The following is a 15,038-nucleotide window of genomic DNA, read 5'->3' as shown; positions in this document are numbered from 1 at the left end:
GGCGAGGCACCGGGCGGGATCACCCCCGGTGCCTCACGCCTCAGACTTCATGCCTCAGACGAGCGCCCGTTCCTCCTCGGGCACCCTCCGGGTATCCCCCCGGACGCTCCTCGCCTCGGCCACCGCAAGCCCCGCGACCGAACCCAGCATCAGCAGGGTGCCCGCGAGCGTCGCCGTGGTCAGTCGTTCGCCGAGCAGACCGACAGCCAGCACGGCCGCGCTCACCGGCTCCAGGAGCATGATCACGGAGACGGTCGCGGACCGGACGACTGCGGCGCCCGCGAAGAACAGGGCGTAGGCCAGAGCCGTGGGGACGGCGGCGATGTAGACCAGCAGGGCCAGCACGTGGGCCGGTCGGGCGGCGTGCGGGACCAGTCCCTCCGCCAGACCGACCGGCAGCAGGCAGACAGTGGTGACGGCGAACGTCCACACCGTCGTGCCGGAGCCGTCGACGCGGCCGTCACGTCCCCACCACCGGGTGAGCAGCGTCATCGTGGAGTATCCGGCGGCGGACACGACCGCGAGGGCGACGCCCCAGGGGCGCACCGTGGCACCTCCGCCACCCAGCACCAGCACCCCGAGCCCGCCGAGAGCCCCGGCGACGGCGGCGCTCCCGCCGCGCCCGAGCTTCTCTCCCAGGGTCAGTCGCGCACCGAGGGCGATGAGCACGGGCCCGGCGCCCAGGGTGACGACGGTCGCCACCGCGAGTCCGGTGGCCTCGACTGCGGCGAAGTAGGCGGTCTGGAAGACGGCGAGCCCAAGGCCCGTGGCACCGATCCGCAGGGCCTTGCGGCCGAACGGCTCCCGGGCGGGCGCGGACACGACCGGTCGGCGCCGCACCCGTCGAACGACGAGCAGCAGCACGAGTCCGCCCGCGCAGCGCCAGAAGGAGAGGGCGATCGGCCCCATGTCACTGGCCCGGTAGACCAGTGACGCGGCCGCGCCCGCGGTGCCCCAGGCGGCACCGGCGACGATCAGATAAAGGAGGCCTCGCCCGATGGGCAGGCCGGAAGCAGCATGCGACACGTGTTTCTCTCCGCTGATGCGCGCGACCGCGCACAAGGCGGCCGCGCGGAAGTTCGAGAAGGACCACGTCGCGGCCCGTGCCGAAGAGGCAGGGGCGTACGGAAAGGTCCTCGGACTTCTTCTGCGGGCAGCACCGTTCCACCCGGCACCGGGCCGGGTGGGGATTCCGGAGGACCCGCCTCAGGCGGCCGGAGGCGGCAGAACGAGCGTCGAAGGCATGGTCAGCACCCTAGACGGCGGTCCCGCGAACCGACAAATCCCGTTCCGCATCGCGCCCACCGCCCGCGACCGGCCCGTCCGAGGGCTTCGCGGGCGCCGACGACTGCGCGATGAACGCGCCGACCAGTACCACCGCACCGCCGACGATCTGCGGCGCCGAGAGATGTTCGCCGAGCAGGACCCAGGCGAGCACGGTCGCGATGACCGCTTCCAGGCAGGCCACGACGCCCGCGACCTGCGGGGAGAGCCTGCGCACGGAGAGCACTCCGGTGACGTACGCGACGACGGTCGCGATCAGCACGATCCAGCCGAGCAGCAGGGAGGCGGCGACGGACGTGCCGTTCATGTCCACGCCACCCCCGAGCACCGACCAGTCCATGGTCCAGGGGCGGGCGACGACCGTCAGCACGAGGGCGCCGACGAGCAGGCCGTACGCGATGACACCGAGCGGGTCCGGTGCCTCCTCGCCCGCGTCGCTGCCCTGGTCGGAAAGGACGAAGTAGCCGACCTGGCAGCAGGCGGCGGCCAGCGCGAGCAGCAGCCCGACGGCGTCGAAGCTCAGCCCGGACCACACCTCCACGACACAGGCCAGCCCGCCGACCGCGAGGAGGACCCCGAGGGCCGCGGCGCGTGTCACGGGCCTGCGCTGCACGAACCGCACCCAGCCGAGCACGAGCGCCGGCGCGAGGTACTCGACGAGCAGCGCGACACCGACGGGGATACGCGAGATCGCGGCGAAGTAGCAGGCCTGGACGCCCGCCACGGCGAGCAGCCCGAACCCGACGAGCAGGGCGGGGCGCCGCCGTACGAGAGCGCGGTGGCGCACGGCGAGCGGCAGCATCACCAGGGCGGCGCCCGCGACCCGCAGCCACACCACGTGGAGCGGGTCGAGTCCCGCCTCGATCAGCGGCTTCGCCGCGACGCCCGATCCGCCGAAGGAGACCGCCGACGCGAGCGCGAGGCCCAGCCCCACGCCCTTCCCACGGTTGCCCTGACTGCCCTGAGAGGTATGCACCGGCACATGATGACAGGCGACGACATGAGCGTCACCCTCGATGACACCTGTCTCAACGATTGGACCGGCAGCCCGGGTCGCCACCCCCGACATACCTCTCGAAGTCGAGGCCGAACTCCAACTCGAACTCGCCCTCGAACTCGTCCTCGACATCGAAGGCGCTCTCGATACGCAGCAGCAGTGCCCGTGCGTCCACGCCCGCCCGCCGCAGGACCTCGACGGCTCGCGCCTGCGGATCGGTGACGATCGCGGCGAGCAGATCGAGACCGCGGGCCCGTTCGTCGCCCCGCCGCTCGGCACGCTCCCACGCGCCCTCCATGGCGCCGGCCGCCACCGGCGACCAGCCCGCCTCGGCCACGACCGGTCGCCCGCCTGCCGCGGCCGCGACCGGAACCGTCCCCGAGTCCTCGATGGCGCTCCGCCAGCGCAGTCCGTAGCCGATGCTGCGCTGCACGAGATAGCCGAGCAGCCGGGCGACCTGCGGGGCTCCGTCGAACACGGCGCCCACCTCGGGGCCGGCCTCCAGCAGTGAGTGCAGCAGATGGGCGGTGTCGATCTGCCGGTCGCCGTCGCGCAACGCCCGCCTGCGCGCGCCGGAGACCACCGATGCCAGCTCGGCGCTGAGCCTGGCATCGAGTTCCGTGCGGTGGGAGCCGCTCTCGACGGCCGGTTGCTGGGGGATACGCGGTGGCACAATCCCCACCCCATCAGTCCCCGCGACCCGAGTCATCCTCGGTGTGCAGCATCTTCGGGTCCCACACAGGGTGGGCATCCGTGAGCGTGTTCTCCTCCTCACGGATGACTTCGCACCGTTCCTCCCGCAGAGCGCGCGCCGCCTTGCCTCGCGCTCCGCGCTCAACCGTGCCGCTCCGACGTGGGCCGGCTGCAGGCCGACTTCACAATTCCTGACGGTTCATCAGTATTGAATGTTCAGGGGGCTGCGGCTACGTTCCGCGACACCGTAGCTGCGCGGGGCGCAGCGCCCGACACGAAGGGGTGGCCGCATGGCCGAAGTCAGCGCGGAAGCACGCATCGAGGCGCCTGCCGAGAAGGTCTGGGCACAGCTCACGGACTTCTCCTCCTACGGCGAGTGGAACTCGACCCACACCAACTTCCCCAAGGGCGGCCCCGCCTCACTCGAGGTCGGCGGCACCTTTCAGGAGAACATGAAGCTCATGGGGTTCCCGGCCGAGGTCGAGTGGACCATCGAGGAACTGGAGCCCGCCCGCACCCTGGCCATCCGCGGCAAGGGCCCGATGGCGGTGACCGTCGCCACCCGCTACACCCTGACCCCCGACGGCGACGCCACCTCGGTGCGGATCGACGGGGAGTTCACCGGCGCGGCCGTCTCGCTGATGGCGGGCAAGCTCAAGGACTCTGCGACGGCCGCCCTCAACGAGTCGCTGCGCAAGCTGTCCGGACTGGTGACCTGAGTCCCGCACCTGGTCCGAGACCCGCGCCCAGCCCCCGTACACGGAGAGGCGCCCCGCGGAAACACTTCCACGGGGCGCCGTCAGGTACCACAGCATGCCCGTCAGTCCTCGTCGGCGAGGATCAGGTACAGCTTCTTGCGGGCGTCGTTGATGACCGCCAGCGCCTTGTCGCGCTGCTCCTTGCTGCCGGTCTTCCAGACCTGGCCGAAGGCCTCCATGAGGCCGAAGCCGGCCTGCCGGATCTCGTGCAACGTCTCCCAGTCGACCCCGCGCCCGGCCTCTTCCCACGGAGCGTCGGGGCCCGCCTCGGCCGCGCCGCGGCCTTCGTCGGTGAGCGAGAACAGCTTCTTGCCGCCCTCGGCCGCGCTGGTGATGAGACCCTCGTCCTCCAGCAACTGGAGGGTCGGGTAGACCGAGCCCGGGCTGGGCTTCCATGCCCCGCCGCTGCGCTCGGCGATCTCCTGGATCATCTCGTAGCCGTGCATGGGCCGGTCCTTGAGCAGAGCCAGGATCGACGCGCGTACGTCACCGCGCCGCGCCCTGCCCCTCGGGCCGCCCCGGCCGCCGCGTTGGCCGCCCCAGGAGCCCGGCCCGAAGCCGAACCCGGGGCCGCCGCCCGGACCACCCGGCCCGAAGGGCCCGAAAGCCCCACGCCGCCCTTCGAAGCCCCGGTCACGCGGACCGGGCCCACCGTGTCGGCCATGCCCACGTTCGAATCCAAATTCCTGTCCTTGGGAACGCATCGCCATCACTCCATTCATTCGTTGATCGGTCGCGATGCGTCAACGATATATCGGCATAGCTCGCCTGACAACCCCCCGAGATCCGGGCAGGTCAGGACGTATGGATCAGAAACCGAGGGGTGACCGGTGCGGCGGGGCGTACTCCTTGCGGGGCTCGAGACCGGTCCACATCCCCGGAATTGGCCTTGTCCCGTGGCCTGCTCGGGCCGCTAGCGTCGGAGCATGCGGATTCGAATCGTCGACGCCTTCACCGACCGTCCCTTCACGGGCAACCCGGCCGGGGTCCTCCTCCTCGACCACGACACGTTCCCCGAGGACACCTGGCTCCAGAGCGTCGCCCTGGAGGTCAACCACGCGGAGACGGCGTTCGCACACCGCGTCCCCGGGGGCGGCGACGCCGACTGGGCGCTGCGCTGGTTCACCCCCGTCGCCGAAGTCGCGATGTGCGGGCACGCGACCCTCGCCACCGCACACGTCCTACGCACCACGGGCGCCCACACGGGACCGGTGCGGTTCGCCACGCTCAGCGGCGTACTCATCGCCACGCCCCACGAGAACGGTTCCCTGACGCTGGACTTCCCCACCGCTCCGCTCACCCCGGTCGAGGTCCCGGACGGCGTCGCCGAGGCCCTGGGCGCCGAGCCGCTCACGACCTTCGACACCGGCCCGAACACCGGCGACCTGCTGATCGAGGTCGCCGACGAGAAGACGGTCCGGGGACTCACCCCCGACCACAAGGCCCTCGCCCGGTACTCGAAGCGCGGCATCATCGCGACCGCCCGCGCCGAAGACCCCGCCCGGGGCTACGACTTCGTCTCGCGCTGCTTCTTCCCGAACATCGGCATCGACGAGGACCCGGTCACCGGCAGCGCCCACACCGCCCTCGCGCCCTACTGGTCCGAGCGCCTCGGCCGCCCCGGTCTCACCGGCCTGCAGGCCTCCCCGCGCTCCGGCCTCGTCCGCACCGAGCTGCGCGGCGACCGTACGCTCCTCACCGGCCACGCGGTCACGGTCATCGAGGGCGAGCTGCTCGCGTAGCGGCACACGGAAAAGGCGTACGAAAGAGGTGCACGAAAGAGACACACGAAAGCAAAAGGTGCGTACGGAAAAGGGGCGTGCGCAACTTCGTACGCCCCTGACGGACCCGCTCACGCCGCTCAGGCGGTCGGCAGCCAGTCCACCTTCCCCGCCAGCAGCGCGTATCCCACGAACGCCCCGATGTCGAGCAGCGAGTGCGCCACCACGAGCGGTCCGACCCGGCCCCACCGCCGGTACAGGTAGACGAAGACCACGCCCATCACCATGTTCCCGACGAAGCCGCCGATGCCCTGATAGAGGTGGTACGAGCCGCGCAGCACCGCGCTCGCCACCAGCGCGGTCCCCGGCGTCCATCCCAACTGCCCGAGCCGGCGCAGCAGATACCCGACGACGATGACCTCCTCCAGTACGGCGTTCTGCACGGCCGACAGGATCAGCACCGGGTACTTCCACCACACGTCGGGCAGTGCCTCGGGCACCACCGTCAGGTTGGCGCCGAACCCCCGGGCCGCCAGATAGAAGGCGATGCCCGCGCTGCCGATCACCGCCGCGATCGCGGCCCCCCGCCCAAGGTCGGGCCAGGGCCGCCTACGGTCGAACCCGATCACACGCAGTCCCTTGCCCTCCCTCATGAGCAAGTGCGCCACCAGCGCGACCGGGACCAGGGCCGACGCGATGCCGAACAACTGCCAGGCCAGATCCAGCCAGGGGCGGCCCGGCGCAGCCGAGGCGTTGAGGGTGGCCGCCTGCTCCTTGAGACCCCCCGGTTTGGTGACCGATCCGACAAAGCTGATCAGTGCGGACACTCCGCTCGCCCCGAGCGACAGGCCCAGAACGAGCAGTGTCTCGTCCCGGAAAATCCGCCGCGTCAGCCGCTCCTCGGGGAATGAATCGGCCACCGACCCCGCCTCCACCTGCACTCCCGCCTCCAGTTGAGTAATCCCGCCGCGTCCCCATCTTCGCCCCGCTAGGGTCTCGAAAGAAGTTGCGAAGATCGTGCGCGACAGGCCGTCGGGGGGACGGACGCCGTACAGGGCGTACCTCCCCCCTTGCCTTTCTGCCCCACGGCTGTCTCTACGGCTTTCTCGCGACTCCGGCTCATTCAGGGAGGGCACCACCGTCATGGGACGTCACAGCTTGCCCGACGATTACGGGGCGGGCGCGGCCGACCCCCGTCCACGCGCACGCCGCCGCACGGTGGCCATCGCGACGGTGCTGGTCCTCACGGTCGCCGCGGGCACGGCGGTCGCGGTCCGCGGTGGTCTGCTCTCCTTCGGTTCGTCCTGCCGGGACGACGCCGTACATCTCACGATCGCCGCGTCCCCGGACGTGGCGCCCGCGCTCAGGGCCGTCGCCGCACACGCCCGCGACCACAACGTCACCTCGGACGGCCACTGCATCGCCGTCACCGTGGAGGCCCGCGCGTCGTACAAGGTCGCCGACGCGCTGAGGTCGGGCGACAAGTCCGACCTCCAGGCGTGGGTGCCGGACTCCACCCTGTGGGTGGACCGGGTCACCGGTGAGAGCAGCGCGACCCGGGTGACCGCGGCGGGCAGCGTCGCGTCCTCGCCGGTCGGCGTCGCGATGGTCCCGTCGGCCGCGAAGTCGCTGGGGTGGCCCGAGAAGACGTACACCTGGACCGAGTTGGCGGGCGCCTCGATGCAGGACGACAGGCTGAGGCTCGGTGCGGCCGACCCGGTGCGCAGCGCGACCGGTCTGCTCGCGCTGACCCGGCTCAACACCGCCGCGGCCACCATCAAGGGGGGCGACACCCAGACGGTTGCGATGACGAAGACGCTCTCCCAGCGCACGTCCGACAGCGACAGCCAGGCCCTGGACTCCCTCCCCCGCGACTCCTCCGGCGCCGAGCAGGGCAACCCGCAGCGCAACCAGGCGCTGATCCTCTCCGAGCAGTCGGCGTTCGCGTACAACTCCTCGGCCGACAGGGGCACCGAACTCGACCTCTTCTACCCCAAGGACGGGTCGCCGCGGCTCGACTACCCGTTCACCCTGGTCGACGAGTCGCGGCTGAGCACCGACACAAGCCGTGCCGCCCTGCGGTTCATGACACTGCTGGGCGAGTCGGACGGACAGCGGGTCCTGGAACGGTACGGGTTCCGCACCGACGACGAGAAGGTCTCCACCGCGCTGGTCACCGGGGCCGGCGGCCGCGCTCCGCAGCCGTTCGCGCGCGCCGCGCTGGAAGCCGCCTCGCCGAAGGCGGTCGACGAAGCACTCGGCACCTGGACGATCACGGTGCAGAGCGCCCGGATCACCACGGTCGTCGACGCCTCCGCGTCCATGGCGCAGCCCGTACCGGGCACCGGTCAGTCCCGTATGGACATCACCAGGGCGTCCCTGCTGCAGGCCCTCGCGACCTTCACACAGGAGGACGAGATCGGGCTGTGGAAGTTCTCCACCCGCCTGGACGGCGACCGCGACTACCGGGTGCTGGCGCCCACGGAACGCCTGGGCGACCGGAAGGGCAACGGCACCCAGCGGGACAGGCTGTCGGCGGCGTTCAGCTCCCTGACTCCCGTCCCGAACGGCGCGACGGGCCTGTACGACACCACACTCGCCGCGTACAAGGCGGCCACATCCTCTTACGTGAAGGGGAAGTTCAACGCGCTGGTGCTGCTGACCGACGGCGTCAACCAGGACCCGGGAAGCATCTCCCGCTCCGCCCTCGTCACCCAACTGCAGAAGCTCACCGACCCGCGGCGCCCGGTACCGCTCATCGCGATCGCCGTGGGTCCGGACGCCGACAAGGCGGAGGTCGAGGAGATCGCCGAGGCGACCGGCGGCTCGGGCCAGCAGGTCAACGACCCCGCGCAGATCCACTCGGTGATCCTCAGGGCGATCGTGGCCGCGGGCAACAAGACCCAGGGCTGACACCACACCCGCCGACGGGGCGAGGCGGCCTGAGCGGGGGGCCTTCGGGCACCCGGGGCCCAAGGCCACCCGCTCGCGCCGGTCCGGGCTACAGCTACAGCTACAGCTACGGATCAGCCCAGCGGCACCGGCTCCGGCAGCCCCACCGGCCAGGTGTGCACGGGCTCACCGAGGTGCATCAACTCGCCGTAGCGCCGGGTGGTCGCGGCCAGCGCGGCGCCCCTTCCGAGCCCCTTCTCCAGCGCCTGGTGGAAGGTGGCCGCCTGCCAGGTGGCCCCGTTGGCACGCAGCCGGCACCGGTCCTCGATCACCCCCAGGTAGTAGTCCCGGTCGGCGGGCTCGACGCCCCACCCGTCCAGCCCCGCCGCGGCGAGCGGCAACAGTTCGTCGCGGACCAGGTTCACGACCTCGACCTGCGCGGTGGTACCCCCGTACCGGCCCCGCCGCGGCCACTCCAGACGGGCGTCGATGCCATGACGGCAGGCCGCGTCGAAGTTGGCCGCCGCGGACTCGAACGGCAGCCGTGTCCACACGGGCCGCGCCTCCTCGGCGAGCGCGCGGACGACCCCGTAGTAGAACGCCGCGTTGGCCACGACATCGGTGACACTGGGACCGGCGGGCAGCACCCGGTTCTCCACGCGCAGATGCGGGACCCCGTCGGCGATGTCGTACACGGGCCGGTTCCAGCGGTAGACCGTGCCGTTGTGCAGCACGAGTTCGGCGAGCCTGGGGACGCCTCCGGCGTCGAGGACCGCGAGCGGATCCTCCTCGTCGCTGATGGGCAGCAGAGGCGGGAAGAAGCGCAGGTTCTCCTCGAAGAGGTCGTACGCCGAGGAGATCCACCGCTCGCCGAACCAGGTGCGCGGACGCACCCCCTGCGCCTGGAGCTCGGGCGGCCTGGTGTCGGTGGACTGCTGGAACAGCGGCGGCCGCGACTCCCGCCACAGCTCACGGCCGAACAGGAAGGGCGAGTTGGCACCGATCGCCACCTGTACGGCGGCAACGGCCTGCGCCGCGTTCCACACGTCCGCGAAACGCGCCGGCGTGACCTGGAGGTGCAACTGCACGGAGGTGCAGGCGGCCTCGGGCGCGATGGACTTCGACGTACAGACGAGACGCTCCACCCCGTCGATGTCGAGCACGAAGTCCTCGCCGCGGGCGGCCACGATCTGGTCGTTGAGCAGGGTGTAGCGGTCGACGTCCGAGAGGTTCGAGGAGACCAGGTCGTCACGGTCGAGCGTCGGCAGAATCCCGATCATCATGATTCCCGCGTCGACTTCGCCGGCTTTTCGATGGGCATATGCGAGTGAGGTGTGCAGCTCCTCGGCGAGCCGGTCGAATACCCGACCTGCCAATCGGTGTGGGGCTATGTTGACTTCCAGGTTGAACATGGCAAGTTCTGTTTGAAAGTCTCGGCTCGCAATCCTTTCGAGTACTTGCGCATTCATCATCCTGGGCATGCCGTCGGGCCCGGCGAGATTCAGTTCGATCTCCAGGCCCATGAGATTCTTCGGGCGATCGAACCGCTTCTCCTCCAGCAGCCGCTCCAGCCCCGCCAGACACCGCCGGAGCTTGCCTCGGTAGTGCCGGCGATCGGACAGGTCGTACGACCCTGCCACGACCTTCTCTCCCATCGAAGCGTCCCTCCTCGAATGGGCAGGCCGATCCTCCGGCCCCTGCTGTCCCGGAGGATGATGCCCAGGCAACACGATCGATAACGCCCTGCAGAGCCTCGTCGACCGCTAGCCTGGTACCCGTTGTCCGGAGGCACATTCACGGGGCATGAACCAGAGCACAGTTTCAGCCTGACACGATCTCGTGAAAAACGCCGACGAGAATCGGCCGACCCCTCCGGCAGGGAATTCCGAGGTCACCGCCGGGCCCCGACACAGAACCGGGATGAACCTCTCGTTTCGTCGACCGAATACCGCCTTGCTCTTCATATTCAGGACGGCTAGACGAAACACCATCTGAACACGTGTCGTATAAACTCCGCAAACGAGGCGGAGAGTTGGCGCTCGCGGTCCTAGGTCCTGTCGTCAAGTGACGTGCGGCAGGCGACATCCTGTCGGCAGATCCAGACCCCTCGCTCCTCCGACCCCGAGAGCTGACAGCGCCGTCCGCCCCCGCCCTCGCGCCACTGTGCCTGTCGAATGAGAGGCGACCCACCATGCCGCTTCATGTCCCCCCGGCTCCCTCGCCCGCCCTGCGCACCGTCCTCACGGCACTCGGTTCCCCCACCGCAGTCCGCGAGGCCCGCACCCCGTCCCTTCGCATGGCCCAGGGACCCGTCACCCCCGAACTCCCGTTGCCCGTACACGTCCTGGACCGCATCGCACCGGCCGGCGCCGCGACCACCCGGCTCGCCGGATGGCGCTTCCTGATCCGCTGCGGCGACCGCTCGGTGGCCGCGGCCGAGACCATGCTCACCCCGGACGGCTGGGCCTTCTCGCACTTCTTCGAAGGCCCCTACATCGCCTCGACCGAGCGCGCCCTGCGCCACGCCGAGAACATGAGCCAGTCGTATCAGCCGCGGCTGCTGTCCGTTCCCGAGCTCTACATGCTCACCCTCTGGCTGCATGGGGACTGCGCCGCGGACGGCGCCACCGGACACCCGGCGGCCACCGATCTCCTGGTGCCGCTGGCGCCCGCGCCGCCCGGCATCGCCGCGCACCGCCCGCACCGCGTCGCCGAACTCCTCCCGGTCCTCACACACCGGCTCACTCCCGCCCCGCTGCTCAGCTCGCCCGCGTAAGCGCCCGCCCGGAGAAGCACACCGAGAGCGCGTCGCCCCGTGCCCCGCCACCGTTGTACCGGTCGCGGGGCACGGGGCCGTTCGAACCCGGAGCCCAGATCCGGAGAACCCCGAGACCCGATCCCGAATCCGGCCGCTCGTTCGGGCCCGACAGCGCTCGTACGAGGGAGAACGCCCCATCCGCCCGACCGGACTAGCCCCATCCGGCCACCGCGAACCCCCCGAAGGGACGGTGCAGTTGAACTGAACCGTCCGCACAGGTGACGCGTCTCCAACCTGTGAGGAGCGCTGCTGCGAAATCCCTGCGGATTGACGCCCGTAGGGCAACACTGGGTTCCAAACACACACCACCGGGGGGCGGCCATGAGCACTTCAAGCCGCGGGAAAGACACCACAGCCACCACTCATCTCTCATCCCAGCGAAAGATCCCATCCATGTGCCAGCACCAGCCACCGTGTCCGACAGCCGAATCAGCCGACCGGGAGTCCGCCCGTCTCGTGGCGCACCACCCGGAGCAGGGATGGAGCCTCCTGTGCAACGGCGTTCTGCTCTTCGAGGACACCGGTGAGCTCCTGCCTGACGGCCAGATCATCGCCCCGCACCGCCCCCAGGGCAGCGAGCACGTGATGACTGCCGCCTGAGGCGCACCACCCGGTGGCGGTGACCGCCACCCGGACATGAAGAGGGGCCGGCCCGGAGACGTCATCTCCGAACCGGCCCCGACGCGTATCCAAGGGTGATTACTCTTCGTAAGCGTCCAGCGGCGGGCAGGAACACACCAGGTTCCGGTCGCCGTACGCCTGGTCGATGCGGCGCACCGGCGGCCAGTACTTGTCCGCGGCGGAGACGCCCGCCGGGAAGACGGCCTCCTCGCGGGAGTACGCGTGCTCCCACTCGCCACCGAGCGCGGCAGCCGTGTGCGGCGCGTTCCGCAGCGGGTTGTCCTCGGCCGCCCAGGTGCCCGAGCCGACCTTGTCGACCTCCGTACGGATGGCGATCATCGCGTCGCAGAACCGGTCGAGCTCGATCAGGTCCTCGGACTCGGTCGGCTCGATCATCAGCGTGCCGGCCACCGGGAAGGACATCGTCGGCGCGTGGAAGCCGTAGTCGATGAGCCGCTTGGCGATGTCGTCGACACTGACGCCGGTCGCCTTGGTCAGCGGACGCAGATCGATGATGCACTCGTGCGCGACCAGCCCGCCGGGGCCGGTGTAGAGCACCGGGAAGTGCGGCTCCAGGCGCTTGGCGATGTAGTTCGCGGACAGCACCGCCACCTGCGTGGCCCGCTTGAGGCCCTCGCCGCCCATGAGACGGACGTACGCCCAGGAGATGGGCAGAATGCCCGCCGAGCCCCAGGGAGCGGCCGAGATCGGCCCCACGCCGGTCTCGGGACCGGCCGCGGGCTGCAGCGGGTGGTTCGGCAGGTACGGCGCCAGGTGCGCGCGTACGCCGACCGGGCCCACGCCCGGACCGCCGCCGCCGTGCGGGATGCAGAACGTCTTGTGCAGGTTCAGGTGGGAGACGTCACCGCCGAAGTGGCCCGGCTTGGCAAGACCCACCAGCGCGTTGAGGTTGGCGCCGTCGACGTACACCTGCCCGCCCGCCTCGTGCACCTGCGCGCAGATGTCGGCGACGTGCTCCTCGAACACACCGTGCGTCGAGGGGTACGTGATCATCAGCACCGCGAGCTCGTCGCGGTGCTGCTCGATCTTCGCGCGCAGGTCCTCGACGTCGATCTCGCCGTCCTCGGCGGTCTTCACGACGACGACCTTCATGCCGGCCATCACGGCGCTCGCGGCGTTCGTGCCGTGCGCGGAGGACGGGATCAGGCAGACCGTGCGCTGGTCATCGCCGTTGGCCCGGTGGTAGCCGCGTACGGCCAGCAGCCCGGCCAGCTCGCCCTGGGAGCCCGCGTTCGGCTGGAGGGACACCTTGTCGTACCCGGTGACCTCGGCGAGCCGCTCCTCCAGCTCCTGGATGAGCGTGAGGTAGCCCTGCGCCTGCTCCGCGGGCACGAAGGGGTGCAGCTGGCCGAACTCGGGCCAGGTGACCGGCTCCATCTCGGTGGTCGCGTTGAGCTTCATGGTGCAGGAGCCCAGCGGGATCATGCCGCGGTCGAGCGCGTAGTCGCGGTCGGACAGCTTGCGCAGGTAGCGCAGCATCGCGGTCTCGGAGCGGTACTGGTGGAAGACCGGGTGCGTGAGGTAGTCGTCGGTGCGCAGCAGCCCGGCGGGCAGCGTGTCCTCGGCGGTGGCGTCCAGGGCCTCGATGTCACCGTCGACGCCGAAGGCGGTCCAGACGGCGCCCACCTGCCTGCGAGCGGTGGTCTCGTCGCAGGCGATCGACACGTGGTCGGCGTCGACGAGGTGGAGGTTGACGCCTCCGTCGCGCGCGCCCGCCACGATCTCGGCGGCCCGGCCCGGCACCCGCGCGGTCAGCGTGTCGAAGTAGGTGCCGTGCACGACCTCGACCCCGCCGGCCGTCAGACCCGCGGCGAGGATCGTGGCGTACCGGTGCGTACGCCGTGCGATGGTCCGCAGGCCCTCGGGACCGTGGTAGACGGCGTACATGCCGGCCATCACCGCGAGCAGCACCTGCGCCGTGCAGATGTTACTGGTGGCCTTCTCGCGCCGGATGTGCTGCTCCCGCGTCTGCAGGGCGAGCCGGTACGCCTTGTGTCCGTCCGCGTCCACGGAGACGCCCACCAGCCGGCCGGGCAGGCTGCGCGCGAACTTCTCACGCACCGCCATGTATCCGGCGTGCGGACCGCCGAAGCCCATCGGCACGCCGAAGCGCTGGGTCGTACCGACCGCGATGTCGGCGCCGAGTTCACCCGGCGAGGTGAGCAGCGTGAGGGCGAGCAGGTCGGCGGCGACCGTGACGACCGCGCCGAGCTCGTGCGCCTGCTCGATGACGGGCTTCAGGTCGCGTACGGCCCCGGAGGCGCCCGGGTACTGGATCAGCACGCCGTTGATCTCGCGCCCGGCGATCTCGGCCGGGATGCCCTCGCTCAGGTCGGCGACGACGACCTCGACGCCGGTCGGCTCGGCGCGGGTCTCGATCACGGCGACGGTCTGCGGCACGGTGTCCGCGTCGACCAGGAAGAGGCCCTTCTTGTTCTTGCCCATGCGCCGGGACAGCGCCATCGCCTCGGCGGCGGCGGTGCCCTCGTCGAGCAGGGAGGCGCCGGAGGTGGGCAGCCCGGTCAGCTCGGCGACGACGGTCTGGAAGTTCAGCAGCGCTTCGAGCCGCCCCTGGGAGATCTCCGGCTGGTACGGCGTGTACGCGGTGTACCAGGCCGGGTTCTCCATGACGTTGCGCAGGATCACCGGCGGCGTGAACGTGCCGTAGTAGCCGAGGCCGATCATCGAGTCGAGCACCTGGTTGCGGTCCGCGAGGGAACGCAGCTCGGCCAGTACCTCGGCCTCGGTGCGCGCGCCCGGCAGCTCCAGCGCCTCGGCGTTCTTGATGACGTCCGGCACCGCGGCGGCCGTCAGCTCGTCGAGCGAGCCGTAGCCGACCTGCGCGAGCATCTTCGCCCGTGCCTCGGAGTCGGGCCCGATGTGGCGCTGTTCGAAGGGGATTCCCTGTTCGAGCTCGGAGAGCGGAATGCGATGGGCGGTCATTGCGGAGGCCTCCTGGTCTGACGCGACCTTCGAGGGGCACCACGACGTGGGTACCCCGACGGCCTCCCCCTCTGTCATCTCAACCTGAGAGCTTCACCGGACCGCCCGCCCACTGCGACCCGGCTTTCACCGTCGGTGAGAGCGGAGGCCTTCGACACCCGCTCTGCTTTCCAGAGTGACCTCGTCCGTGCGGTACGTGTGCCTGAGAGATTCCGGGGAGGATTTGCTCCTTCGGCGCCTCCGGTGGTGTCTGGAGGACTCTCCCGCACGGGGTCAGCAGCCGTCTGCAA

12 protein-coding genes and 1 riboswitch are annotated in these 15,038 nt (G+C 70.6%); of the genes, 5 read left to right on the top strand and 7 right to left on the bottom strand.

What is annotated here, in order from left to right:
• Window positions 1-54: 54 nt before the first annotated feature.
• The 3 genes from OG819_RS28430 to OG819_RS28420 all read right to left on the bottom strand — a co-directional run bounded on the left by OG819_RS28430 (window position 55) and on the right by OG819_RS28420 (window position 2,954).
• Window positions 55-1,026 (bottom strand): DMT family transporter, encoded by a 972-nt coding sequence (locus OG819_RS28430; RefSeq protein ID WP_266622937.1) that lies wholly within the window; start codon window positions 1,024-1,026, stop codon window positions 55-57.
• 229 nt (window positions 1,027-1,255) lie between these two features.
• A complete protein-coding gene (locus OG819_RS28425) occupies window positions 1,256-2,266 on the bottom strand; it encodes a DMT family transporter (protein WP_266622939.1) in 1,011 nt (336 codons plus the stop codon).
• 46 nt (window positions 2,267-2,312) lie between these two features.
• Window positions 2,313-2,954 (bottom strand): Clp protease N-terminal domain-containing protein, encoded by a 642-nt coding sequence (locus tag OG819_RS28420; RefSeq protein WP_323139364.1) that lies wholly within the window; start codon window positions 2,952-2,954, stop codon window positions 2,313-2,315.
• Between the two features lie 310 nt (window positions 2,955-3,264).
• Between OG819_RS28420 and OG819_RS28415 the strand changes: the two genes are divergently transcribed.
• Entirely contained in the window at window positions 3,265-3,693 is a 429-nt protein-coding gene (locus tag OG819_RS28415) for an SRPBCC family protein (protein ID WP_266622942.1), read from the top strand.
• Window positions 3,694-3,794: 101 nt separating this feature from the next.
• Here the strand turns inward: OG819_RS28415 and OG819_RS28410 are convergent, their stop codons facing one another.
• Window positions 3,795-4,436 carry a PadR family transcriptional regulator gene (locus OG819_RS28410; RefSeq protein WP_266622944.1) on the bottom strand — a complete coding sequence of 214 codons (642 nt, stop codon included), beginning with the start codon at window positions 4,434-4,436 and terminating at the stop codon, window positions 3,795-3,797.
• A gap of 222 nt (window positions 4,437-4,658) precedes the next feature.
• Here OG819_RS28410 and OG819_RS28405 point away from each other — a divergent pair, with 222 nt between their 5' ends.
• Complete coding sequence (locus OG819_RS28405) at window positions 4,659-5,474, top strand: PhzF family phenazine biosynthesis protein (RefSeq protein WP_266622946.1); 816 nt, start codon at window positions 4,659-4,661, stop codon at window positions 5,472-5,474.
• Between the two features lie 119 nt (window positions 5,475-5,593).
• On the opposite strand, the gene OG819_RS28400 is transcribed toward OG819_RS28405, so the two are convergent.
• Window positions 5,594-6,394, bottom strand: coding sequence for a CPBP family intramembrane glutamic endopeptidase (locus OG819_RS28400; RefSeq protein ID WP_266651487.1), 801 nt, complete (start codon window positions 6,392-6,394; stop codon window positions 5,594-5,596).
• A gap of 202 nt (window positions 6,395-6,596) precedes the next feature.
• Between OG819_RS28400 and OG819_RS28395 the strand changes: the two genes are divergently transcribed.
• A complete protein-coding gene (locus OG819_RS28395) occupies window positions 6,597-8,366 on the top strand; it encodes a substrate-binding and VWA domain-containing protein (RefSeq protein WP_266651486.1) in 1,770 nt (589 codons plus the stop codon).
• A 113-nt stretch (window positions 8,367-8,479) separates the two neighbouring features.
• Here OG819_RS28395 and OG819_RS28390 read toward each other — a convergent pair whose 3' ends face one another.
• Entirely contained in the window at window positions 8,480-10,000 is a 1,521-nt protein-coding gene (locus tag OG819_RS28390; protein WP_266580906.1) for a glutamate-cysteine ligase family protein, read from the bottom strand.
• Window positions 10,001-10,536: 536 nt separating this feature from the next.
• On the opposite strand from OG819_RS28390, the gene OG819_RS28385 reads away from it, so the two are divergent.
• Both OG819_RS28385 and OG819_RS28380 read left to right on the top strand, forming a co-directional pair.
• Window positions 10,537-11,121, top strand: a complete 585-nt coding sequence (locus OG819_RS28385; protein ID WP_266622951.1) for a hypothetical protein — start codon at window positions 10,537-10,539, stop codon at window positions 11,119-11,121.
• A gap of 435 nt (window positions 11,122-11,556) precedes the next feature.
• A complete protein-coding gene (locus OG819_RS28380; protein ID WP_054229126.1) occupies window positions 11,557-11,763 on the top strand; it encodes a DUF5999 family protein in 207 nt (68 codons plus the stop codon).
• Between the two features lie 99 nt (window positions 11,764-11,862).
• Here OG819_RS28380 and gcvP read toward each other — a convergent pair whose 3' ends face one another.
• The gene (gene gcvP, locus OG819_RS28375; RefSeq protein ID WP_266651485.1) at window positions 11,863-14,748 is read right to left on the bottom strand and encodes an aminomethyl-transferring glycine dehydrogenase; all 2,886 of its coding nucleotides are present in this window, start codon (window positions 14,746-14,748) and stop codon (window positions 11,863-11,865) included.
• A 180-nt stretch (window positions 14,749-14,928) separates the two neighbouring features.
• Window positions 14,929-15,024, bottom strand: a riboswitch (glycine riboswitch).
• Window positions 15,025-15,038: the final 14 nt, after the last annotated feature.

The organism is Streptomyces sp. NBC_01549, from assembly GCF_026339955.1.
Lineage (GTDB): Bacteria > Actinomycetota > Actinomycetes > Streptomycetales > Streptomycetaceae > Streptomyces.
This window is presented reverse-complemented; position numbering and strand designations above follow the sequence as displayed.

Coding starts and splice junctions, on each gene's coding strand:
- OG819_RS28415 (WP_266622942.1), top strand. CDS start 3,265: ATGGCCGAAGTCAGCGCGGAAGCACGCATCGAGGCGCCTGCCGAGAAG.
- OG819_RS28410 (WP_266622944.1), bottom strand. CDS start 4,436: ATGCGTTCCCAAGGACAGGAATTTGGATTCGAACGTGGGCATGGCCGA.
- OG819_RS28405 (WP_266622946.1), top strand. CDS start 4,659: ATGCGGATTCGAATCGTCGACGCCTTCACCGACCGTCCCTTCACGGGC.
- OG819_RS28395 (WP_266651486.1), top strand. CDS start 6,597: ATGGGACGTCACAGCTTGCCCGACGATTACGGGGCGGGCGCGGCCGAC.
- OG819_RS28390 (WP_266580906.1), bottom strand. CDS start 10,000: ATGGGAGAGAAGGTCGTGGCAGGGTCGTACGACCTGTCCGATCGCCGG.
- OG819_RS28385 (WP_266622951.1), top strand. CDS start 10,537: ATGCCGCTTCATGTCCCCCCGGCTCCCTCGCCCGCCCTGCGCACCGTC.
- OG819_RS28380 (WP_054229126.1), top strand. CDS start 11,557: ATGTGCCAGCACCAGCCACCGTGTCCGACAGCCGAATCAGCCGACCGG.
- gcvP (WP_266651485.1), bottom strand. CDS start 14,748: ATGACCGCCCATCGCATTCCGCTCTCCGAGCTCGAACAGGGAATCCCC.